19 protein-coding genes, 1 pseudogene and 1 riboswitch are annotated in these 22,617 nt (G+C 44.8%); of the genes and pseudogenes, 11 read left to right on the top strand and 9 right to left on the bottom strand.

Features of this window, described 5'->3' with window-relative positions; all coding sequences use genetic code 11:
* Window positions 1-25: 25 nt before the first annotated feature.
* Window positions 26-1,426 (top strand): annotated as a pseudogene (locus H0266_RS11130) (FAD-binding oxidoreductase).
* A complete protein-coding gene (locus H0266_RS11135) occupies window positions 1,419-2,702 on the top strand; it encodes a (Fe-S)-binding protein (protein ID WP_181472457.1) in 1,284 nt (427 codons plus the stop codon). Before H0266_RS11130 ends, H0266_RS11135 begins: the two are co-directional and overlap by 8 nt.
* A 269-nt stretch (window positions 2,703-2,971) precedes the next feature.
* Here the strand turns inward: H0266_RS11135 and H0266_RS11140 are convergent, their stop codons facing one another.
* From H0266_RS11140 to H0266_RS11175, 8 genes are all read right to left on the bottom strand, one after another.
* Complete coding sequence (locus H0266_RS11140) at window positions 2,972-3,109, bottom strand: hypothetical protein (RefSeq protein ID WP_181472458.1); 138 nt, start codon at window positions 3,107-3,109, stop codon at window positions 2,972-2,974.
* A 93-nt stretch (window positions 3,110-3,202) separates the two neighbouring features.
* Window positions 3,203-3,706 carry a peroxiredoxin family protein gene (locus tag H0266_RS11145; protein WP_181472459.1) on the bottom strand — a complete coding sequence of 168 codons (504 nt, stop codon included), beginning with the start codon at window positions 3,704-3,706 and terminating at the stop codon, window positions 3,203-3,205.
* A 56-nt stretch (window positions 3,707-3,762) separates the two neighbouring features.
* Window positions 3,763-6,168, bottom strand: coding sequence for a DEAD/DEAH box helicase (locus H0266_RS11150; protein ID WP_181472460.1), 2,406 nt, complete (start codon window positions 6,166-6,168; stop codon window positions 3,763-3,765).
* Between the two features lie 521 nt (window positions 6,169-6,689).
* Window positions 6,690-7,778, bottom strand: a complete 1,089-nt coding sequence (locus tag H0266_RS11155; protein WP_181472461.1) for a glycosyl hydrolase — start codon at window positions 7,776-7,778, stop codon at window positions 6,690-6,692.
* 27 nt (window positions 7,779-7,805) lie between these two features.
* Window positions 7,806-9,083, bottom strand: a complete 1,278-nt coding sequence (locus tag H0266_RS11160; protein WP_181472462.1) for a glycosyltransferase family 2 protein — start codon at window positions 9,081-9,083, stop codon at window positions 7,806-7,808.
* Window positions 9,076-10,797 carry a polysaccharide deacetylase family protein gene (locus tag H0266_RS11165; RefSeq protein WP_181472463.1) on the bottom strand — a complete coding sequence of 574 codons (1,722 nt, stop codon included), beginning with the start codon at window positions 10,795-10,797 and terminating at the stop codon, window positions 9,076-9,078. The genes H0266_RS11160 and H0266_RS11165 overlap by 8 nt, the downstream gene beginning before the upstream one ends.
* A gap of 54 nt (window positions 10,798-10,851) precedes the next feature.
* The gene (locus H0266_RS11170) at window positions 10,852-12,453 is read right to left on the bottom strand and encodes a DUF2334 domain-containing protein (protein WP_181472464.1); all 1,602 of its coding nucleotides are present in this window, start codon (window positions 12,451-12,453) and stop codon (window positions 10,852-10,854) included.
* 281 nt (window positions 12,454-12,734) lie between these two features.
* Entirely contained in the window at window positions 12,735-12,827 is a 93-nt protein-coding gene (locus H0266_RS11175) for a YjcZ family sporulation protein (RefSeq protein ID WP_181472465.1), read from the bottom strand.
* A gap of 570 nt (window positions 12,828-13,397) precedes the next feature.
* On the opposite strand from H0266_RS11175, the gene H0266_RS11180 reads away from it, so the two are divergent.
* From H0266_RS11180 to H0266_RS11195, 4 genes are all read left to right on the top strand, one after another.
* Complete coding sequence (locus H0266_RS11180; protein ID WP_181472466.1) at window positions 13,398-14,264, top strand: DUF2268 domain-containing putative Zn-dependent protease; 867 nt, start codon at window positions 13,398-13,400, stop codon at window positions 14,262-14,264.
* Window positions 14,265-14,418: 154 nt separating this feature from the next.
* Window positions 14,419-14,503, top strand: a riboswitch (cyclic di-GMP riboswitch).
* Window positions 14,504-14,526: 23 nt separating this feature from the next.
* Entirely contained in the window at window positions 14,527-14,679 is a 153-nt protein-coding gene (locus H0266_RS11185; RefSeq protein ID WP_246363869.1) for an anti-repressor SinI family protein, read from the top strand.
* 130 nt (window positions 14,680-14,809) lie between these two features.
* A complete protein-coding gene (locus H0266_RS11190) occupies window positions 14,810-15,454 on the top strand; it encodes a YczE/YyaS/YitT family protein (protein ID WP_246363870.1) in 645 nt (214 codons plus the stop codon).
* 498 nt (window positions 15,455-15,952) lie between these two features.
* On the top strand, window positions 15,953-16,396 hold the full coding sequence (locus tag H0266_RS11195; RefSeq protein ID WP_181472467.1) for a DUF2231 domain-containing protein: 444 nt from the start codon (window positions 15,953-15,955) through the stop codon (window positions 16,394-16,396).
* 66 nt (window positions 16,397-16,462) lie between these two features.
* Here the strand turns inward: H0266_RS11195 and H0266_RS11200 are convergent, their stop codons facing one another.
* On the bottom strand, window positions 16,463-16,930 hold the full coding sequence (locus H0266_RS11200) for an Lrp/AsnC family transcriptional regulator (protein WP_181472468.1): 468 nt from the start codon (window positions 16,928-16,930) through the stop codon (window positions 16,463-16,465).
* A 287-nt stretch (window positions 16,931-17,217) separates the two neighbouring features.
* Between H0266_RS11200 and nikB the strand changes: the two genes are divergently transcribed.
* From nikB to H0266_RS11225, 5 genes are all read left to right on the top strand, one after another.
* Window positions 17,218-18,159, top strand: coding sequence for a nickel ABC transporter permease (gene nikB / locus H0266_RS11205; protein WP_181472469.1), 942 nt, complete (start codon window positions 17,218-17,220; stop codon window positions 18,157-18,159).
* Window positions 18,160-18,245: 86 nt separating this feature from the next.
* Window positions 18,246-19,085 carry an ABC transporter permease gene (locus H0266_RS11210; RefSeq protein ID WP_181472850.1) on the top strand — a complete coding sequence of 280 codons (840 nt, stop codon included), beginning with the start codon at window positions 18,246-18,248 and terminating at the stop codon, window positions 19,083-19,085.
* 12 nt (window positions 19,086-19,097) lie between these two features.
* Window positions 19,098-20,651, top strand: coding sequence for a glutathione ABC transporter substrate-binding protein (locus tag H0266_RS11215; protein WP_181472470.1), 1,554 nt, complete (start codon window positions 19,098-19,100; stop codon window positions 20,649-20,651).
* Window positions 20,652-20,655: 4 nt separating this feature from the next.
* Window positions 20,656-21,660 carry an ABC transporter ATP-binding protein gene (locus tag H0266_RS11220; protein WP_181472471.1) on the top strand — a complete coding sequence of 335 codons (1,005 nt, stop codon included), beginning with the start codon at window positions 20,656-20,658 and terminating at the stop codon, window positions 21,658-21,660.
* On the top strand, window positions 21,632-22,606 hold the full coding sequence (locus tag H0266_RS11225) for an ABC transporter ATP-binding protein (protein ID WP_181472472.1): 975 nt from the start codon (window positions 21,632-21,634) through the stop codon (window positions 22,604-22,606). Before H0266_RS11220 ends, H0266_RS11225 begins: the two co-directional genes overlap by 29 nt.
* Window positions 22,607-22,617 lie beyond the last annotated feature (11 nt).

Below are 22,617 nucleotides of genomic sequence, written 5' to 3' on the forward strand. Positions count from 1 at the left end.
AGCTCGACGGAGAGGAGAACTACGTATGACCTGGTTGCAAGAATTAGAGAACTGTATCACGGAAGGTCAAGTGCTGACATCATTAGCCAATCGATATAGTTATAGTTTCGATGCTTCATTCGGTGAACACTTGCCAGAGGCTGTTGTAAAGGTGAAACAAAAGCAGGAAGTTGTCCAAGTGTTGAAACTTGCGAACAAACATCTGATACCTGTTTATCCTCGTGGTTCTGGCACGTGTTTGAGTGGGGGACCGCTCCCTGTTCACGGTGGAATCGTGCTGGATCTATCACAGTTTCCGAAGAAAATCGATATGCGTCCGGAGGATTTGACGGTAACGGTGACACCGAGTGTGTTAACCGCGAAAATCAATGACGAAGCGGAAAAACACGGATTGATGTACGCCCCGGACCCGAGTAGCGCTCACGTTGCCACAATCGGTGGGAATTTAGCTGAGAATTCTGGCGGACCGAGAGGCTTGAAGTATGGTGTCACGAAGGATCATGTTCTAGGACTTGAAGTGGTGACACCAGAAGGCGATGTAATCCGCACCGGCGGGCAGACGATCAAGAATGTGACCGGGTACGACCTGACGAAATTGATTGTCGGTTCTGAGGGGACGCTCGGAGTGATTGTAGAAGCGACATTAAAGCTCATGCCGAAGCCTCCAGCTGTCCAAACGATGATGATCGCTTTTTCCAACGTGAGAAAAGCAGGCGAAGCGATATCGAAAACGCTGACGTCAGGGATTTTACCAGCCAAAATGGAGTTCATGGACCAAGCCTGTATTCAAGCGGTCGAGAATTTTCAGCCGATCGGGTTACCCGTGGACGCTGCGGCGATTATTATCGTCGAACTTGATGGTCATCCAGAGGCACTTCAAGTGGAACGGAAAATCGTCGAGGAGATCATGAACGATATGGGCGCAGAAGACATCATCATTCCGAAAACAGATAAGGAAGCGAAGGATCTATGGCATGCGAGAAAGCAAGTGTCCCCGGCTATCGCCAAAATCAAACCGACGAAAGTATCGGAAGACGCGACCGTTCCAAGGAGTAAAATCCCTGATTTTATGGACCGGTTGCAAGCCATAAAAGAAAAGCATAAAGTCGAAATCGTCGTGTTCGGCCATGCAGGAGATGGCAATCTTCACCCGAATATTTTGTGCGATCAAAGGGATGCAGAAGAAATGAAACGGGCTGAACTGGCAGTTGAGGAGATGTTCGAGGCAGCGCTCGAGCTTGGTGGAACGCTCTCGGGAGAACATGGCATTGGTACGATGAAAGCTCCTTTTTTGGAACTCGAATTAGGCGAGGTGGGCGTCGACATGACGAAGCGGATCAAGGACGCGTGGGACCCGAATTAAATCATGAACCCAGGCAAGATTTTTGCAGAAAAGGGTCAACGGTTGGTGTTGCGAGATGAGTAGCCTGCTCAAACAACGACTCGCCTATGATGCTACGTTCGATTGTGTGCAATGTGGGTATTGTCTCCCAGCCTGCCCGACGTATGAAACGATGGAGAGCGAGACGCACTCACCCAGAGGTCGGATCAACTTAGTGAAAATGGTGGCAGAGGGAAAAGCCGAAATCGATGATTTGAGAGAGCCGATTGAGAAGTGTCTCGGCTGCATGGCGTGTACTACCGTTTGTCCGACGAACGTACAATATGGAAAAATCTTAGAAAGCGCTCAAGACGTGATTGAGGATTCAACGGAAAAAAGGAGAAGTGGAAGGTTCGTAGAGGATTTTCTATTCAACGCATTCTTCCCATCAACTAAATGGATGGATGTGCTTGGAAACGCGACATGGCTTTTTCAAAAGTCAGGACTCGATCAACGGATAAACGATTGGGACTGGCTCCCCTTGCATCTGAATGAATTTGCGTCGGCCTTACCGAGCATCCCGTCACCGAAGGAGCGGAAATCTCGTGCAACACGTTACGTTCGGACACGCCCAGCAACCGCTAAAGTCGGCTTCTTCAAAGGGTGCGTCATGGATAGTGTGTTTTTCGAATCCAATCAGAATACGATTGAATTGTTGTTGAGGAGCGGGGCCGAAGTCGTTCTGCCTGAAAGCCAGACGTGCTGCGGGGCGCTCCATGGACATGCCGGAAAAGCGGAAAAAGCAGTGGAGCTTGCGAAAGAGAATATACGTGCGTTCGAGGCTGAAGCGTTTGATTATATCGTCAACAATGCGGGCGGCTGCGGAGCGAAATTGATCGAATATCCTCACCTATTTGAGGAGGGTTCTGCATGGAAGGAAAGAGCCATCGCTTTTTCTGATCACGTCGTCGATATCTCCCAGGTGCTCGTAGAGATGGATCGGCTGACGTTCACGAGACCTCTCGAGGAAACGGTAACCTACCAACCGTCTTGTCATATGCAACATGTACAGAAGGTGATCGAACCGCCTCTTGCTATGCTTGAAAAAGTCCCAGGGTTGCAGCTCGAAGAACTGGAGCGTCCAGACTTCTGCTGCGGATCGGCCGGTATTTACAATATCGTGAATTACGAAGAGTCGATGAAGATCCTAGATGTGAAGATGGGCGATGTATCTCGCACAAACGCAGGGTCCGTGGTCACGTGTAACCCGGGGTGCTTGCTACAGATGAAGCTCGGCATTAAGCGTGAAGGCATGGAAGATAGGATGGACGCTGTTCATCTTGTGGATCTGCTGATGCGAGCGGAGCCGCGGATGAAATGATCTGGTGTTCCTCATGACGATTCTGTTCATCGAAGAACATTAAAAGTGCTGAGAGAGTTTCGATCACTACACTTTTACGAACAATCCTACACTAGAAGTGTGGTGATTCCTTTCTTCTCAACACTTTTGGAGAGTAAGCGTATGTAAAACCGCTTTGAGGCTTTCTCTCTCTACGGTTTTACGAGAAGATGCGGGTCAAAAAGGTCGTGACTTATCGATTTAAAATAAAAAGACACACGGGAACCGTAATCCGTGTGTCTTTTTCAACATCAGGTATTAGCTCCAGGCCCTCGTTTCGGGCGGCTTTGGTTCGTACGGTGGTGATGCTCCTCTTCTTTAGGCAGGCTTTCTTTGGGCGTGTTGTTATTGGTGAGCGCTGCATCGCGTTGAGCTTTACGTTTCTTCATATCGATTCATCCTCCTTTTGATTGTATGTTTTGCTTCAAAGGGAGAGATTATACGAAAAAACAGGAGCGTTGAGGTCAACGCTCCTGTACCTTTTATTTCAAGTTGTTTTTGATGTATTTAATGATTTTGCGTAATTCGTTCGGGTGTGGTCGGCCGAATGGGCTTGTCTGTCTTTGCTGGTAAAGCAGTTTTCCGTTTTCATCAGTCAGGAAGTAGGCTGGTTCGCCGTGTGCGCCGTGATCTTCATAAGGGGCGCTTTCATTATGGTAGTGCACGTCATAAGACTCGAGGAACTCGAAATTCTCATCGATGAGGACTGGGAACGAAAACCCGTGCTCATTCACGACTTTTGTCAACTCATCTTTGTCATCATGGGTAATCGTCGTCAGTTGAATGTTCTGCTTCTCGAAATAACCTTTGCTTTCTTCGAGTTCGTCCAGTTCCCCCATGCAGGCAGGGCACCACGATCCGCGGAAATAAATGATCAAGTGCCACGAGTCATTATTTTCTAGGGCATTCGAGAAATTGAATTCATCGCCAGACACGCGCGGCAGTGTAAATGTTGGGACTTCGTCATTCAGTTTAAATTTCGGCATCATCAAACACTCCTTTATTGGTTTCCATATCCTGTTTACCCGTTATGGAACTCGAATTAACTATTGTCAGCGAGTCGAGCGAGTAAACCGGAAGGAAGGTTCGAATCTGGGTTGAAGATCTGCTGGTTGCCGAAGACGAGAAAGCTCTCTTTCGCGCGGGATACGGCAACATTGAGCAGCGTTTCATCTTCATCAAAGGAAAGTACCTTCGATTGATTGTCTTGGTAAACGGGTGAAAATAATACGACGGGACTTGAGGACCCTTGCATCATGTGAATGGTTCCTACCGTTACTCGATTCAATTCGCGTTCGGACAGCTTATTTTCAAGCAGTTGTTTTTGTTCAGGAAATGGGGTGATGATCGCAATGATATTCTCAACTCTTTTCCTTTCATAGTACTCTTTCAACTTGTCTTTATGATCAAGGATCCATTGAACGACGGTTTCCGCTTCCTTCTCATTTGAGAGTCCGGCTTGGTGGTGTGTCACTTCACCTTCTGTGTGCTGGATGCCGAGGTGAGAAAAAGGATAATCTGCAATCGATTCCCTGATCGGCGTCAGCCAGCTCTTATATATCAACTGATTGCAATACTCGATCACTTCCGGCACACTGCGACGGTGTTCCGTCAGAAAAACGCCGCCGATATCAGGGTGGACTTGGTGTTTACTCAAACGCTGGGCAATGAGTAAAGCGGACCCATTGCTTGAAGCGATTCCGCTATTGAAAAACTTCTCAGGACTATTCTCCGTCCAACCACTATTCAGCACATTGACGACATCGAATGTCTTCGTAATATTCCATTGCGGCTTGACTTGGTGAATGTCTCCGACCGCGATGAGGCTTTTCGTAAAGGCCGCCATGATAGGTGCGAGTTCCGGCAGCATCTGTCCAGCCTCTTCAATCATGAGCCAGTCGATCCGATCGTACACCGGACGTTCAAAGTTTTCTCCTTCTGTGAAAAAGTAAGGCATGTGCAAGGATGGCATCACGATCAATGGCGTCAGCTTACTTAGAAACTTGATATCATGATGAAGGGAATAAGGTTCGTTTTGCCCTTTTTTGGCTTCTATAATCCATCGGCCCTCCCAGTAATGGCTGGCCAATAGAAACGCTTGGTAGCGGTGTTGGATGTCCAAATAGTGGAGCATATCTTCTGTGGAGCCGCTCTCACCCGTCTGTTCTCGCATCCACAACTCCACATCACTCTCATTTTCTTTCTCAACAATCGAGAACGCATTTTGCATGTCATCACACAACGCCTGTAGCTCTTCATGAATCGCTGATGTCGCCTCTTCCACACTTGCAAGTTTTTGTCCTGCATACGTTTCGTAATGGGAAAGGAACGAATCTTCCGCTTTTTTCACATAGTCCGGATCCCTCAACCGTTTTTGATAAGCGGAGGGGTCGTTTTGATAAAAAAGCGGAAGGGAGGAAACATTCATCGAATCGACGGTTGCGTAAAGAGAGTAGCTGTCGACGTCAGGAATCCAGCGTCCGGCAAGTGTCAGACCGGAATCATGATCGGCTTTATATTGGTGGGCCAAGTCTAACGATGTAAAATGATCAATGGCTGACGCAACGAGAAAGTCTGGCTCCGATTGTTCTAAGGCTCGTTCCACCCAAGATGAGGCGACGATACAGTTCAACAGCATCGATTTTCCTGTTCCGGGTGGACCGTTGATGGCGAATGTGCTCCCTTCTTCTTCCTCAAAGAAGTAATACAATGCCTGCCGCTGCGAAGTGGACAAGGGGGAAGTGGCGCTCATGTGCCCCAGGTGTCTTTTATGTTGGGTGATGAACGTTTCCGGACGGTCGAGCAGTTGCTTTTCCGTTTTCTCTAAATTCGTGAAGGCGCGAAACATGAGTGGATGTTCATCTGCTGGGGTGTTTTGCAAGTCGTCCAGAACAGAAATGAATCCTTGTTTTCGATTGGTTCCTTGTGGGTTGATACTGAGTGCCGCGCCCTCCAATAATGTATAAGAATCATGACTGAACCCGTCAAAGGAATAGCCGGTGATCTGCTCGAACAACTGTTGGGAGAAATCCCAGCATTCATCCCAGTTCTCCAAAGTCAGGGTGCGGTCTTCATAAAACATTTCATATTCCTCCACATAACCGATAGACGACTCTCCGGTACGGGAAGGGAATAAATAATAAACCGACATCCAAGGGAGATCGCGAGGGTGGGGAGACAAGTGCCCGTCTTGATTCAAAAGAGCGGGAATCCAGAGCGGGGCAATCATTTCGTCGGTCATGTGTTGATGCTTCTTTTTTAGACGGACAGGATTGATTAACACATCAATCTCTTGTTGGGGCAGGTTATTTAATAATTCTTTGGATACGTTCCCTGATTGTAAGTCTTCACGAGAAATGATGTAGGCTTCGTCTTGGATATCCGTGTATTTTGTAGCGAAGCGTTCGGAGTCGATGAGACTATTCTTCAAGTATTCGATCATTTGCATGGGGGCACCTCATTTATTCGTATATACATACGTATGTACCCTGTTTATGCTCCGGTGAAAAGTTCTTAGGAATAACAAAAAGAGTTTTCATTCTTCGATAGAAACCTAACAATTGCTTACGAAGATAAACGTGATGGTATTGATCTTGATCCGAAATTATGCATATGAATTGTGTTTAAGGATTTAGAAAGAAATGACTAGAGGGATATTGAGTATCTTTTCAGCCATGGAGAACGACCTTAGCATATTCAGTGATAAAAAAGCGTCTGGTTTCGTAAAAGGAAGTCCAGCGGTTTTAAACGATAAGAATTAATAGGAGTAGAAGGGGGAGGCTCTTTTAAAAATTGGCCGTCCTTCTTTTGCCAATAACAACGTAATACATCCAATTCAAACAATTTAGCCGCTTTTCATGGCTAACAAAATGTCCAGAATATGAGTGGGGGTTAACAAATGCTTGGTATATTCAAATGTAATACTCTCGATAGTCGTAATTCTTCCACACTCGAATAATCTTCCCTTTCTTATTTCTCAATCCAACCATTTGTTTTCATTTTTTCGATGGCAAGAAGCGGCATAAGGTTATCAAATACATGGGTGTTCTGATTTGTGAGAGAGTAGGCTCCTTTATATTTAGAACTACTACTTCTGAAACGAATCATTCGCATGTATGCTTGTTTTGCTAGTTCCTTGTCTTCCAATTCAATTGCTTTCATAATGACTAGGCTGTAAACGGCCGGTGATTCATAGCTCACAGTAGGTTCTTTCGTTTCCAGATTGTATCTTCCGTAAATTGCTTGGCGATGATCAAGTTCTTTTTTAATGAAAGGAATAAGTTCGTCTTTGTGACTTTGTGAGTGTAGCGACACGAGTAGCTGATCTATTAAGTTGATTTCTTTAGTAAACTCAAACCTATTCTCACTGACATGATAGGACATGGGATAGAAGCCATTCTTAGTCGGCATAGTATTGAGCAGTTCAAGCATACGGTTGAACGTGGTATGCTCTAATCCTACTTCTTCACGTAACAAAAATAAGGCCTCAATGTCCACATAGGACAATGTTAAAACAGGGGAAAGGTAGTCGCTTTTATTGTCATAATAGTCCGCAAAATAGGAGTTGCTCACTAGATGTTCTATAAGAAATTCACCAATTATCTCTGCAGTGTGCCCATACTTTTCGTCTCCCCAACGATTACAAGCTAGTTGGAGGACCTTGTAAATTCTGAAGTCGTCAACCAGTGCATTCGTCGTGACTTCTGCTTCTCCTATAGGCGAGAGTCTCCAATAAATAAATCCTGAATCCTCTAAAAACCATTGTTGAAGCTGTAAATAGCTTTCTTCGAATAAGTCTTGGTCATCTTTTTCAAGTGCGTACTGCATCCATAACCCTAATGACTCTGAGAGGGCTTCGCGCCCTTGTACTTGGTCAGTATCTTGAGTAGAGTCACCTTTTAGAAATGTAGCGAGTGTGCCATTGTCGTTTGTCATCCACTTAGATATGAACGTTTCTGTCTCTATATTTTCCACTCTCCCACCTGATTGAATGATGAATAAGAGGAGGGTGATCACGAGAATTATGCTAAAGAGTGCAAACAGCATATTTTTTTTCATTCAATCAATCATCCTCCAAATTTCATGTTAAGAAGCGGAGCGTTTTTCGCTTGTGTCTTGTTTGAAGCGTTGCGTTTTATACCAGGTCACCTCTTGATTGAAAAGCACCCGTTTCGTCTCTAAATAAGTGGCGTAAACGACCAGGATGATCCACAACTGAGAGTATGTGAAATACATGAACAAAATAATGAAGAAGTTTTTAATGGTTAATTGTTTTTTTTCAAAGCTGAGGGCGAGTGTAACTTCTGTGACAAATAGTAAAAAACCGAGAACCAGTAATAAATAAGAGACTAGCCCCCCAGATAGGTTCAAATCAAAGAATAAATTGGTCACAAATAGCGTGTGTGAAACTATCACACCACCAAAGAACAAGAGATAAGTGAATAAAAAATACACTAAGTCAATTACGATTTTTTTCCGTTCCAACTTGTGAAAGCTTAGGATGTATTTCAATATGACATATTCATTACCCCTGGCCCAACGTGTGCGTTGCTTCCACCATACACGTATAGTTTCAGGCTCTTGTTCCCATGTAATCGCTGCTGGAAAGAAGCGAATATGATAGCCCAGGTTGTACACACGAAAGCTGAGCTCTGTATCTTCTGAGAGCGCTTTTTCATCCCAACCGCCAAGTTCTTCTAGAATTGAACGTCGAATCGCGAAGTTTGTCCCTGGAATGGTGCTCATTTTAAACCAAAACCAGCGTCCTGCTTGAGCTAGCCATTGAAAGGTGAGGGTTTCAATATTGATCAGACGTGTTAAAAGGTTGGTTTCGGCATTTATTACGCGGAATTTCCCTACAACTGCTCCAGCCTTTGGGTCGTTTTTGAGGCCTAAAGCAAGAGATTTTAAGGCTTCTGGTTCTGGAGTGTTGTCAGCATCATAAACTACAATGACCTCTCCTGAGGATACCTTGAGTCCTTGGTTTAATGCCCCGGATTTTCCTTTACCTGCATGAGGAGGACGGGTATGCACGACGTGAATAAATGAATGCTTGCGCGCGTAATGATCAGCGATTTCTCCGGTTCGGTCGCTTGAGTTATCGTTGATAATAATAACCTCTAGTTTATTCTCTGGATATTGAAGACTGAGCATCGCCTCAATAGTCTTCTCGATTACGACTTCTTCATTGTGCGCAGGAATCAATATACTTACAGTCGGTAGATTCATGGCACCATTTAACCATTTATCAGCTGTCTTACGGTAGTGAATCGAGTGGAGATAACCACCTTGCATAAGGAACATATGGTAAAACAGCATGATCCAGATGAGGAATAGAGACGTGTATAAAAGTATATTAGCCAATTTTTTCATCTCCTTCATCTTTTAATAAACGACGATAAGAAAGAACGGTGTAACTGGAAAAGAATAGAACAGCTAACGATCCAACGCCCACCATTCCCCATGTAACTTTGTCGACTGTTGTTCTCACAAAGTAATTGAAACTCATCTTCGAACTAATAATGGCTGACAGTTGATTTTTATCTACATGTATAGTTCCATTATTTGCCTCTATAGTTATATCAGAAGTCTCAACTTTCGTTCCTTGTTTTTTGAGGTCGATCCATTGAATATCTGGTAAGGTTTCTAGTTGATCAAGTAGCTCGGTGAATCTCTCGATACCAAGGTACGGATGGTAAAAAACAGAAACCATACCATCCCGAACGGTCAAATACTGTTCGGCATCTTTCATAATCTTTGAAACTGCTGATTCATCATCTGGTGCTATATAACCTAACGTCTCAGGGAGTAAAGTCATTCCGCCTAGAAATGAAGGCCGAGTGATATATGGCGACCCCTCCATCACTTCCCAATTGTCGTCACTCAATTGGAGTTGACCGACATACATGGAAAAATAGTTGGAAAGCGTTTGGTATCCGTTTTGTGACATCGTATAATGAGGGGCTTCAAATGCTAAAGGGTGCAAACCGAATCCGTGAAGTTCATGAATGCCTTTCGTGATTTTATTCGAAATGTATGAGGTTTCGAAATCCTTAAGCCCATCAAGGTACTCGCGGTATGCTTGATTGTTATGGAAGTCTTTTCTACTTTTGATTGCGCCACTCTCGTTGGCTGGTTTATAAATAGGTGTGTTATTTTCGACGTCCCAGAATTCAAAACCTTCCCCTGTTTCCGTTGATCGGTACTGGTGTGTGTAGCCGTGAAGAACGATAGAGCCACCGTTTTTTTGCATGTATTTTAGTACTTCTAGCACTTCTGGATAATCAGACATGTGTACTTGTTTACCAGACTTTTCTTTGGTATAAACTGGAATAACAGCAACCATGTAAGGTATTCCTCTATCTTTAAGTTCTCTAGCGACTTGCTTTAACTTCACCGGATCGACTAGCGGATGAACATCTTCTAATCGAATGTAACCTTGTTTCTCATTGGTATGAGGTTGAGCGAATACGTCATGAAATACTTCTGCAAGTAAGATTTTTAATTGAGAGTTAATAATACCAGTCGCTATATAATAGCTTTGACCGTTTTTTATGATCATAGGGTGAGTTTGGTGACCTCCTTTTGCCCACGCTAAAACTCTAGATTCGGATGTTATCTTTACTGATAAGACTTCTTGGATGGATGTCTCTATTACACTTTCGGGTTTGTTTGCTAATATTAGTTCATTGTAGTTCTCTCTATGTGGGGAATGGACAAATGAATAAGTTGATTCGAGCTGCTCAAAATTGTTTCCAAAAGCTACTATTGTCCCTTCAAACGAACTCAAAGCCTTTGATAGGTTATCTAAATTGTCTTTCTGAATCCCTTGATAGAATACGTGTGTTACTCCCTCTAGGTGTTTGGGCTCAAACTCATTGGTCGAAACAAATTCTGTGTCAGAAGTGAAGTGTCCAATCAGTAGATCTAGCTTTCGCTGATGTTCATCAATGGAAGAATTATTGGAAGAATACACGACCAACGCTTTTGCCACCGAATTCTCTGAAGCAAGAGTTGTGTATGGATGATAAAGGAAGGTGAATAAGAGAAACGAAATACACATGAACGAACGAATCATTGGTTACACTCCTTTTAAACGCAATCAATTGTACTTAATAAAGAACGGCGAGATTTAAAAAAAGGATGATTGTTTTTCTGAACGTCTGATTTTCCAACTGATTATATAAGAAGAGAGAATCATACAAGCGCCTAGGATTAATCCAATCAGTAAAGATGACCATTTAGTGGACAATAATAAAAAGTAAGAAATTGGAAAAAATTCTGAATTGTTTTTAACCGGGTTTTTTAAGTGACCATTTAGTAAAGGAGTAGGTGGATTAAGTTTCTGCAAATTCATCCATTGTATCTGCTGGATACTTTCAACTTCATTAATCATTTCCTCGAGCCCTTTTACCCCCAAATAAGGATGATAGATAGCACTCATTACACTATCTCTAGCTAAAGTTAGGTTTCTTGCTCTTGTATTCAATTGATTTATTGATACTGAAAAGTCATAGTCGTCTTCCATGTAGCGTAATGTCTCAGGAATAAGAGTCATGCCTTCAATGAAAGTTGGAGTTGTAATAAACGGCGATTCACTCATTATTCTCCAGTTTTCATCAGTTAATTGAAGTTGTCCGATATAAAGCGAGAAGTGTTTGGCAACCGCTTGATAGCCATTCTGTGAAATCGAATAGTGGGGAGTTTCAAAGGCGATAGGTTCTAGTCCATACCTACGTAATTCATTAACTCCTCTTTCGATTCGAGCATCCATCTGACTAGGTTGATGAGTGTTTCCAAACTCGAAACCGTCTCCTGATATACCATTCCCAGATTGATCGGTATAGCCGTGAAGAATGATGGCAGCTCCTTTAGTCTGCAAATCTTGAAGTACGGTGACTAAATCTGGTGAGTCTGATAAGTGATACATTTCTCCTGTGGAAGGGTTCTTATATACAGGTGTAACTGAAATCATAAATGGGATTTCTTTTTTTGTGAGCACTTCACCGCATTCTTCCAACAGGGATGGATCAAGCATCGGATTAACGTCTTCTAATAAAAGCGTGGCCGGATGTACTTGGTTATGGGGTATTTTAAATATGTCATGAAGCACTTCACCTAATAAAATCGAGTCATTTAAAGAAATGTGTACGTCTGCGTAATAGAATTGAGAGTTGTTTTCGATAAGTACCGGAAATTCATTCGATTCATTTGAAGCCGTGAGCCACGAGCGAATGTATGTACTTTTTCGAATGTCGAATAGTTGTTCCGGTCCTGACAATTCTATTGCGTCTGATTGAGATGGGATAGAGAGCTTTGTCATATTAGCAATGCCGTTAGCTTTTACAAATTGAAACCCAGGAAGCTGATCATGGTTATGACCGATTACCATTTTTGTTTTATTGAATGCTTCAAATTCTTTAATAAAAGAATTTGGCAAGGTTTCTCTGATTTCTCCAAAATAAATCAGGTGTGTAGTGTTGGATAACTCTTTGGCTTTTAATTTATGAACATTTGTAAATGTAATGGATGATGAGAAGTGACTGAGTAACATATCCAGTCTTTTTTGTTGCTCACTCAAGACCTGGCGTTCGGAAGAAAAGACGACCGTTAAATTCAGAGGTTCGGATGTTGACGATTGCAGGGCTGAAATATGAGAAGATGTGAAAAGGCTAATGACAATAACTATTCCTATGAGCAACCTTCGATAGTTGGATTGATTCAAACGCCTCAACTTGAGTACCTCCTTGTATAATAAAACGTTCTCTATAATGAACGATACAGCATAAATAAACCATGTTCAACCCTTTTTACCAAAATTGTACATAATGCATTCATTATAAAGAACAAAATCATGCTTCCTAGACATAAGGAGATAATCACTTTTCCTTGGTATGAACTAGAAGGCAAGGCTGTGCCTATATTGCAGGCGATGGGTAGATACCTTTGTTGTGTGGGACAAATGCAATGTTTAATTGGTCAAAAAAAGCGCCTCTTAAAAGGCGCCTATACCTATTAGCTTACGAAAGCTGCTCCGACGATGATCAACAGAATGAACAATACAACGATCAAAGCGAAACCTCCGCCGTATCCACGACCGTATCCCATGAGATCAACTCCTCTCTTTCAATTTCTCATTACATCATTAATCTATGAACATTTAGGTGAACATGCGTGTGCAGTAGTCTAGCAAACCTTCCATTTACCAGAAAAAGGCGGACGCTAGGGCAACACCGGTAATCGCTCCGATGACGAAGGGAATACCGAAACCGCCGTAGAAAAAAACGAAACCTTCAGGAAATCGAAATGGTCGCAACCAAACGTAGTTCGGGTCGACCCGCGTAATTGTGCCGAAGTGAACGCGGCCATCGCGGTCCGTCAGGCGCACATCTCTTCCTTGAAAACGGCAGCACCGTCCGTAAAGTGAAACTTCACTCAGTGAATGGTTCTTCCACTGAGTGTTAGTTGAACCAATCGGACCTTTAAATGCCGTTTACCCCCACGCTGATCTTTCGATTGTCTCTAAGTATTGAAAAGGGGGTATTACGGCATGTTAAGGCGGGATAAATATCTCCAGGAAACATAGAAAGCACATCCTTTCTTTTCTAAATGATCCTCTCTTCACATACGTATGAGAGAGAGGGTGATCTTGCTTAGACGATGCTAGATTTTCCACGAATGTCTATGAATGAAAGGGAGATTACTATGGGCGTCATCGATACAAGGAAATCATTGAGACGTTTTATAGAAAAGTGTAAGAACAAGACGATGTTTGAATCGACTTCCCGTCTTCAAAAAGAAGTACTGTGTGATCCCATCCTTCATCCTTTCTCAAAGTGGGGAGCCGATGAAGTGCACGATTTATTGATGTCGTATGGACTCTTCCATGCCGACCAATGGAGGAAGGTGGAGAAATCACTAGAGTCTTGGGATAAGGAACAGTTATTTTCAAAAATCGAGAAAGAACTCGGTCGTTTAAGAAAAAAATGGAACGGCCCGGATGTTCCGGTATACCTTTATCCGATCCACGAATCGTTTATCGGGGAACGTGAGAACAAAGGAGGCGTAGCGTTCCAAGAAGCGGTCTACCTTTTTTATGGTCAACCGAAGAACTTGAAAGACGATTGGCGGTCGATACTAGCACATGAATACCACCATGCCTGCCGCTTGACAGAGAAGAAAGTCGATTTGGAAAAAGTCTCGTTGCTAGAGTCAGTCATCATCGAGGGCTTAGCCGAGTATGCCGTCTATGACACGTACGGAGCACGGTACACGGCGCCTTGGGTGAATCAACTGAAAGAGGAAGAGCTGCTTAGGATTTGGAAGGAGAAGTTCGTACCAGAGTTGAATCTGCGGGGTCAACAAAAACATAGAGAATACTTGTATGGAAATCGTATGAGCAAGCTTCCACGGTGGATCGGATACCAGCTCGGCTATAAGATTATCGAGAGTTATCACGCCTCCCACCCTAAAGCGACGCTGCAATCGATGACGAAGATGGATGCGGACGATCTGCTTCTTGGGACAAAGTTCAACCAATTGTGATGAGGGTACTCCCTGCTCGACTATGAAAACCAAATAATGGTATTTTACTACTGTAAGACAAAAGTTATGAATATTTTTATTTATACTCGACAAACTCTAACACACTTCCAAATTTTCCTTATGTATAATCAGTGATAACATATTCAATTCTTGTATCAGTAAAAGGCAAACCTTGTTGAAAAAGAGGGGCGCAAAGCTACCAGGTCTAAGGCTTCGGCTATGACGGCTGGGCTGTCTGAACTACATAGGAATAGGAGGAACTATGGAAAACAGAATGGAGTTCGTGATTAGTAGAGGTTCAGATTGCTCAGTGGATGTTGTAGATCAGGAGTGGATCGCATTAATGAAAGAAGCGAAAGCGTCCGGTTTCACGAAGGAAGAAATCCAACGTTTTCTAAATAGCATCCAACAATAACGGGACAGGCTCTTTCAACATAGAGCCTGTCCTTAACAATTTCATCCATTCTATTCAAGTGATTGACGGTGCTTTTCATGACTAATAAAATGTCCCGAAGATGAGAAATGAATTTAACAAAAAGCGAGGGATGGACATGATCTATCGCCTGTCAATCTATATATTCGGGATGTTCGTCAACTTCTTCGGTGTCGCGCTGATCATCAACGCAACCCTCGGAGCGGGCTTCTGGACCGCCATGTTCGTCGGCCTCTCTGACCGCTTCGGTTTTACCGTAGGCGTCTGGTACGCCATCGCCCAGCTCTTCTTTATTTTTGTAAATGGCTGGCTGATGAAGAAAGGACCTGAACTGAAAGCCTTGCTACCACTCGTACTTGAAAGTTTAATCCTGGACTTTTGGCTCGAAATCGTGTTCAAAAATCTCAACATGACGGCAGCCCCGTTCGCCGGCCAACTCGTCATGCTCATGTCCGGAGTAGCCTTCACAGCACTCGGAGTATCGATTTACATTCTGCCGCAACTGCCACGAGCACCTGTTGACCAACTGTTCTTAGTCGTCGCAGAGAAATTCAACTTGAGCCTGCGCGTCAGCCAAACCGTGATTGCCATCACAACATCATCGATCGCACTCCTCATCGGAGGACCCGTCGGCATCGGAACGCTAGCCGGGGTGCTGTTTTTAGGTACGTTCATCCAGTTCTTCTATGGACACACGTATCCACTCTATTATCAGCTTCACCCGATGTACAAAGAACGTTTGCAGCCAATGGTATAATAAAAAGCCCGGAATGATGGATGTGATCCATCATTCCGGGCTTTTTTTGTTTGGGTGTCCTGATGCGGTGGGGCGGGTGGTGTCCGAATTATGCTGCGGAGTGTCCGGAATATGGGGAAGAATGTCCGAATTATTCGCAAATGTCCGAAATGTGGGAGCAGATGTCCGAAATCCAGCCTCGGCAGTCCGGAATCCTTGATCAAAAGTCCGAATCCCGGCTCGTGTCCGAATTGCGCGGCCGGATGTCCGAAATCCGAGGCGAAATGTCCGAATTCCCGTCAAATGTCTGAAAAGTGGGAGCAGGTGTCCGAATTCCGGCCCCCGCTGTCCTGAATACATAATCAAAAGTCCGAATCCCAAATGTCCAAATCACCCACCGCAACGACCGCCCCCCCTACCAAACCCAATCTCAAATCGGCTCACAATGTGTCGATTCCCGACTATATGGCAACCATAGGGGAATCAAAAGATTAATAGACTATCTAGGAGGTAACACCCATGAGTATTTTAGGCGCATACATTATACCGGATCCTCTTCACCCCGCTATCGTCCACTTGCCGATTGCTTTGTGGCTTGTGAGTTCCTTGTTTTTGTTGCTCGCATTATGGAGGCCTGACTTTTTCATGAAAGCAGCTAGCTGGCTGCTCGTGATCGGGACAATCGGAGGGATTATTTCATACTACACCGGTCCGAACGCAATCGGCGTAGCGGCGCAAATTTTCCCGAGTTCATCCTTGAATGAACATTTAAATACCCATCGTGTACTCGCCCAATGGTCGACCATCACATATATCGTGACAACGATCGGCGTCTTTTCCTATCTTTTCTGGAAAAAGAACAAGTATTTGAAGATAAGTCTTGCTGTACTTGGTGTCATTGGTGGTTTGTTGGTCTTCTTTACCGGTCACTATGCAGGTCGCATGCTATATGAGGATTTATAAAAGAGGGCTATGGGCCTTTCAGATAAATGATAAAAGGACAAGTTCCCTGCTCGGGGACTTGTCCTTTTATAGTTTCAGGCCACTACGGCTCTTGAAACGCCGCAATAATGTATGACTTTCGACACGGGTGATGCCATCCAGCGCATACAATTCTGTATTTATAAACGATTCCAGCTCCTTGAAATCTTTGACGAGCACGTGCATGTGCAGGGTGCTCGGACCTGTCATTTGGTAGCAACTCGCTACGTATGGATTATTCGCTAAGTTCTCGGCCACTTCAACGAGGGATTTCGGTTCACAGTCCACTTCGAAAAAGGCGGAGACTTGCTTGCCGACTTTTTCACTGTTCACGACGGCTGTGAAGCGTTCGATTACACCGCAATCAATGAGCTGATTGACACGGGAGCGTACAGCAACACGTGATAAGCCAAGCGTTTTACCGATGTCGGTATAGGACAACCGTCCATCTTCTATAAGGAGTTCAAGGATTTTTTTATCCATGTCATCAATCTTTTGGGATGAGTCTTCTTTCATATTATCTATCACCTACCTCAGTGAAGAAAGTTTACCATGAGTGATGCGTGCATTTCAATTGAGTCTAATTAAATTTAAGAAAAATAAGAAAATTTAATCTTTTTGACGAAAGGGGGTTTTAATTTTCTGAATATTAAACTATAATCGTTTACAACACATAGACGTTTGTTAATCAAAAATGGTTATTTGATTAACTTTCGGATGCACATAGGGTGGTTTAAGTGAATAATAGTTCATTTTATGTTTGGATCGCTTTCATGTGATTTCATTTGTTAAGGAGGGGTGACATGGTTGGGTTAATCATGAAACGTTTTTTGCAACTGCTTCTATTATTAGTAGGCATTTCGTTTCTTGTGTTCATGAGTATGCACTTGGCGCCAGGCGATCCAGCGACGATCATCGGTGGACCGACAGCTACAGAATCTGATTTACAGGCGATCCGGACCGATCTGGGATTGGATAAGCCAGTGCTTGTTCAGTACTTTGATTACATACGCGGCGTGGTACAAGGGGATCTTGGATTCTCTTTCCAAAACAACCAATCCGTATCAGAGGCGATTACTTCTCGTTTTCCACAAACGCTCAACTTGGCTATTGCCAGTATGATTGTAGCGATCGTCATCGGGGTGCCAGCAGGGATTATTTCCGCTATTAAGCAAAATTCTTGGTTCGATGTGTCGAGTACGACAGTGGCGCTAGCGGGGATTTCGATTCCGAACTTTTGGCTGGGAGCCATGCTGATCCTCATTTTTTCAGTCGAACTACAATGGTTGCCTGTCGGTGGACTGAGTGCTCCGTTTTGGACGATTGAAGGAATGAAGCAATTGATTCTTCCAGCTATTACGCTCGGGACCGCATCCGCTGCGATGATTGCTCGGATGAGCCGATCCGCTATGTTGGAAGTGATCAGAGCCGACTACATTCGGACGGCTCGCGCCAAAGGAGTCAAACGCAACACGGTCGTATGGGTGCATGCGCTCAGGAACGCGATGATTCCTGTGATTACCGTCATCGGATTGAATTTCGGATTTTTACTTGGAGGGACCATCATCACCGAGCAAGTCTTCGCCATCAATGGGGTCGGACGCTTGATGATCGATGCGATAGCCGCTCGAGACTTCCCGGTTGTTCAAGGGACGGTCTTGCTGGTCGCTACGTTGTTTGTTGTGGTGAACCTGTTGGTCGATATCATTTACGCCTTTGTCGATCCACGTATCAGTTATGACTAAAGAGAGGAGGGAGTCCCTTGGCAGATTCAAGTGCTTTAGCACAAAAAAACATCAATACGAACAAGCAGGAAAGTAAGAAGGAGAAAATGGTCGTCCAAACGTTTAAGCGTTTGGTGAAGAACAAGCTTGCTCTTTTCGGATTAGTCATCATTGTCATACAAGTTATTTTAGCGGCTTTTGCTCCGTGGTTTGCTACCTATCCGCCAGCTGAACAGGATTTAGTCAATTCCGAACTTGGGATCGGATCGGAAGGCCACTGGCTCGGCACTGACAACTATGGGCGTGATGTTTGGTCGCGACTCGTGTTCGGTGCCAGGGTTTCATTACTCGTCGGGATCGGGTCCGTTGCGCTTGGACTCGTCGGAGGCATCGCACTTGGACTTTTATCCGGTTATTTCAAAAAGCTTGACGGAGTGATCATGCGATTCGTCGACTTGCTCTTCGCATTCCCTGGAATTCTACTAGCGATGCTGATCATTGCGATGCTAGGAACAAGCTTGATCAACGTTGTGATTGCCATCAGTATTTGGTCGATTCCGACGTGCGCACGAATTGTTCGAGGAAGTGTTCTTTCTGTCAAAAAACAAGAGTACATTCTCGCCATGCGCTCACTCGGAGCCAGCAATACTCGTATTCTCATGAAGCACGTATTGCCGAACTGTACAGCGCCGATTATCGTTTTTGCCACGATGCGAATGGCGACGGCGATTCTATCGACGGCTGCCTTGAGTTTCTTAGGATTAGGTGCACAACCTCCTACAGCAGAGTGGGGAGCGATGATTGCAGCAGGACAAGACTTTATGTTCACCTCTCCACACCTAACGATTGTGCCCGGAATTGCCATTATGCTTGTCGTGTTTGCCTTTAACGTCGTTGGAGATGGATTGAGAGATGCACTCGATCCGAATATGGAGTTGGATCAATAAAAGGGAGGAATCATGTTGAAGAATTTTCGTTTACTAAGTGTCTCATTGTTTGTATTAGTCCTTATCGCTCTAGCCGGGTGTAGTGAAGAGTCGGGAGCCGATTCTGGTGATGACGGTGAAAGCAGTTCAGATGTCGCCCAGGAATTGACGTATGCGACAACTTCCGATGTTGTCGGCTTATCCCCGATTGATACGAATGATTCCGTATCGTCCGCTATGATTGAGCAAGTCTATGAAACATTGTTTGTCCGTGATCCAGAAACGATGGAGATCAAACCGCATTTAGCAGAATCCTATGAAAACCCGGACGACCTTACGTGGGTGATCCACTTGAAAGAAGACGTAACCTTCCACGATGGTACACCGTTCAACGCAGAAGCCGTTAAATATACATTCGATGAATTCAAAAGTGAAGAAAGAGCAGCGCCTCGTGCCTCTCTATTAGAACCAGTCGAATCAATCGAAGTGCAAGATGAGTACACGGTCGTACTGAAAACGAAAGAGCCTTATGGTCCATTGCTTGCTGCACTTTCCCATACGAACGCGTCTATCGTAAGCCCAGAAGCAGATAAAGCTGGGGACTTGAACCAGAATCCAGTCGGAACCGGTCCATTTGTTTTTGACGAGTGGGTGCAAGGGGATAGTGTTTCTCTTTCTGCTAATGAAGACTACTGGCAGGGAGCTCCGGAACTCGAAAGTGTCACGATGAAGGTCGTTCCAGAATACTCGACAGCCGTTTCTATGCTGCAAACGGGTGAAGTTCAATTCATCGATGCGATTCCGACAGAACAGCTGCCTCGTTTAGAATCGATGGAAAACGTAGAAATCCAGCAAAAAGAAGGAACGCCGGTTTACTATCTAGGTTTCAACATGAACAAAGAGCCGTTCAATGATATCAACTTCCGTAAAGCCGTATCGTATGCTGTCGATCGTGAAGCGTACGTGAGCCAGTTGAATGGTCTTGGCGTGAAGAACAACAGCATCATCGGCCCGAAAGTGTTCGGTTACAATGAAGAGGCGAAAGATGCCGGGTATTCTTATGATCCAGAAAAAGCGAAGAGTCTAATAGAAGAGAACGGATTTGAAGGACAAGAGATCACCCTTCTTGCTGCTAACCGTGATATGTACATGAAGATGGCTGAAATTGTACAAGCGCAATTAACGGAAGCTGGACTCGATGTCAGCATTGAAACGATGGAGTGGGGTACATTCCTGGACACGACATCTGAGGGGAACTTTGAAATGACGTTCCTAGGTTGGTCCAACAGTACGGCAGATGGTAGTGAGTTGCTTTACCCGAACCTTCACTCAGACAATATCGGCTCCTCGAACCGTATGGCGTATGAAAATGCTGAGTTCGATCAGCTTGTGAATGAATCCCGCGTAACCGTTGATCAAGATGTTCGAAAAGAGAAATTGCATGAAGCGAATATGATGGCGATTGAAGATGGAGTGTGGGTTCCGATGCACCACGGAATCGTAACAGCTGCTTTCGATCAATCTGTTGAAGGGTTGCAGCTCGATCCGACAGGTCAATGGTCTCTATATAACGTGAGCAGAAAGTAGGTATATGATGGAATCCCTATTGAACGTTCAAAACTTAGTGACATCTTTCCGCACGGCTGATGGGAAACTCCCGGCTGTGCGGGGAGTTTCTTTTTCCGTCCAAGAAGGGGAAACGTTGTGCATCGTCGGCGAATCCGGCTGCGGTAAAAGTATCACCACCTTGTCCGTGATGGGATTGCTTCCAGATAATGGAGAAATCAGTGAAGGCTCGATCACATTCCAAGGTGAGGAATTGACGCACAAAAAAGAAGAAGAGATGAGAAAGCATCGAGGCAATGATATTTCGATGATCTTTCAGGAACCGATGACCGCTCTGAACCCTGTGTTCACGGTCGGCTATCAAATGATGGAGCCCCTCCATTTGCATACGAAGCTGAATAAGAAAGAGAAGAAGAGCCGCGCGGTTGAACTACTTACTCAAGTCGGTTTGTCCGATGCGGAAAAAGTCCTGAAGAAGTACCCACACGAATTGAGTGGCGGCATGCGTCAACGCGTCATGATCGCTATTGCTCTTGCCTGTAACCCGTCTTTGCTGATCGCAGACGAACCGACGACGGCCCTCGATGTGACCATCCAGGCTCAAATCCTCGATTTGATCGATGATTTGAAACGAGATCTCGGCATGGGCGTCGTGATGGTAACGCATGACATGGGCGTTGTTGCGGAGGTCGCCGATCGAGTGATGGTGATGTATGCCGGACACGTCGTCGAAACGGGGACTGTCGAGGAAATTTTCGAAAATCCTAAACATCCCTATACGAAGGGGCTGCTCGCTTCTGTTCCTAACGTTGATGATGAGGAGCATTCACTCGAGGCGATCCCTGGTTCCTTGCCGAACTTGAATGAGAAAATCAGCGGCTGCCGTTTCCATCCAAGGTGTCCGTTTGCCACTGAAAAGTGTAAAGAGGAAGATCCACCACGTTTCCAAATCTCAAATCAACACCAGTCGAAATGCTGGTTACATGAGGAGGCGACAACCAATGAGTCACGCCACGAAGCCTATTCTTGAAGTCGATCAGGTAAAAAAATATTTTCCGATTAAAAGCAGTTTCCTTAAGCGGACGGTTTCCAATGTGCAGGCGGTCGAGAACGTATCGGTCGACGTGATGGAAGGCGAAACGCTGGGAGTCGTCGGGGAATCGGGGTGTGGGAAGTCGACGTTTGGTCGTACGATCCTCGGCTTAGAAAGTCTGACAGACGGTTCGATTAAGTTCCGTGGAGAGGAAATTGGTGGACTTTCGGAACGACAATTGAAAAAATATAAAAAAGAGATGCAAATGATTTTTCAAGATCCCTATGCTTCGTTGAACCCAAGACAACGGATTGGGGACGCACTTGAAGAAGCGTTTATCATTCATACCAATATTGGAAAAAAAGAACGCAGACAGCGCGTGAGAGACCTGCTTGTCGAAGTCGGATTGAATGAAGAACATGCCGATCGATACCCGCACGAATTCAGTGGGGGACAACGGCAGCGGATCGGGATCGCTCGTGCGGTTTCGTTAAACCCGTCGCTTATCGTGTGCGACGAAGCGGTTTCCGCGCTGGACGTATCCGTTCAAGCGCAAATCATTCAATTGTTGAAGAAACTGCAGCAGTCCCACCAACTGACGTATCTGTTCATTTCGCATGATTTAGGTGTCGTCAAACATATATCAGACAGAGTGCTCGTGATGTACTTAGGAGCAACGATGGAACTAGCGCCCTCTGATCAACTGTTTGCCAATCCGCTGCACCCTTATACAAAAGCGCTATTATCCGCGATTCCCCGTCCGGTCGTCGGTGGAAAAAAGGAACGCATCCGATTGAAGGGGGAGCTTCCGAATGCGGCGAACTATCCGAGTGGCTGTCCGTTTCATACGAGATGTCCGCTTGCGACAGAGCAATGTAGACAAGTTCGACCAGAATGGCGCGAAGTCGAAGAGGGGCATTTTGTCGCTTGTCATGAAGTATGAGAAAGGAGTTT

The organism is Halobacillus locisalis, assembly GCF_013694105.1.
GTDB classification, from domain to species: Bacteria; Bacillota; Bacilli; order Bacillales; family Halobacillaceae; genus Halobacillus; species Halobacillus locisalis.

Coding starts and splice junctions, on each gene's coding strand:
- H0266_RS11135 (WP_181472457.1), top strand. CDS start 1,419: ATGAGTAGCCTGCTCAAACAACGACTCGCCTATGATGCTACGTTCGAT.
- H0266_RS11140 (WP_181472458.1), bottom strand. CDS start 3,109: ATGAAGAAACGTAAAGCTCAACGCGATGCAGCGCTCACCAATAACAAC.
- H0266_RS11145 (WP_181472459.1), bottom strand. CDS start 3,706: ATGCCGAAATTTAAACTGAATGACGAAGTCCCAACATTTACACTGCCG.
- H0266_RS11150 (WP_181472460.1), bottom strand. CDS start 6,168: ATGCAAATGATCGAATACTTGAAGAATAGTCTCATCGACTCCGAACGC.
- H0266_RS11155 (WP_181472461.1), bottom strand. CDS start 7,778: ATGAAAAAAAATATGCTGTTTGCACTCTTTAGCATAATTCTCGTGATC.
- H0266_RS11165 (WP_181472463.1), bottom strand. CDS start 10,797: ATGATTCGTTCGTTCATGTGTATTTCGTTTCTCTTATTCACCTTCCTT.
- H0266_RS11175 (WP_181472465.1), bottom strand. CDS start 12,827: ATGGGATACGGTCGTGGATACGGCGGAGGTTTCGCTTTGATCGTTGTA.
- H0266_RS11180 (WP_181472466.1), top strand. CDS start 13,398: ATGTCTATGAATGAAAGGGAGATTACTATGGGCGTCATCGATACAAGG.
- H0266_RS11185 (WP_246363869.1), top strand. CDS start 14,527: ATGGAAAACAGAATGGAGTTCGTGATTAGTAGAGGTTCAGATTGCTCA.
- H0266_RS11190 (WP_246363870.1), top strand. CDS start 14,810: ATGGACATGATCTATCGCCTGTCAATCTATATATTCGGGATGTTCGTC.
- H0266_RS11195 (WP_181472467.1), top strand. CDS start 15,953: ATGAGTATTTTAGGCGCATACATTATACCGGATCCTCTTCACCCCGCT.
- H0266_RS11200 (WP_181472468.1), bottom strand. CDS start 16,930: ATGAAAGAAGACTCATCCCAAAAGATTGATGACATGGATAAAAAAATC.
- nikB (WP_181472469.1), top strand. CDS start 17,218: ATGGTTGGGTTAATCATGAAACGTTTTTTGCAACTGCTTCTATTATTA.
- H0266_RS11210 (WP_181472850.1), top strand. CDS start 18,246: ATGGTCGTCCAAACGTTTAAGCGTTTGGTGAAGAACAAGCTTGCTCTT.
- H0266_RS11215 (WP_181472470.1), top strand. CDS start 19,098: ATGTTGAAGAATTTTCGTTTACTAAGTGTCTCATTGTTTGTATTAGTC.
- H0266_RS11220 (WP_181472471.1), top strand. CDS start 20,656: ATGATGGAATCCCTATTGAACGTTCAAAACTTAGTGACATCTTTCCGC.
- H0266_RS11225 (WP_181472472.1), top strand. CDS start 21,632: ATGAGTCACGCCACGAAGCCTATTCTTGAAGTCGATCAGGTAAAAAAA.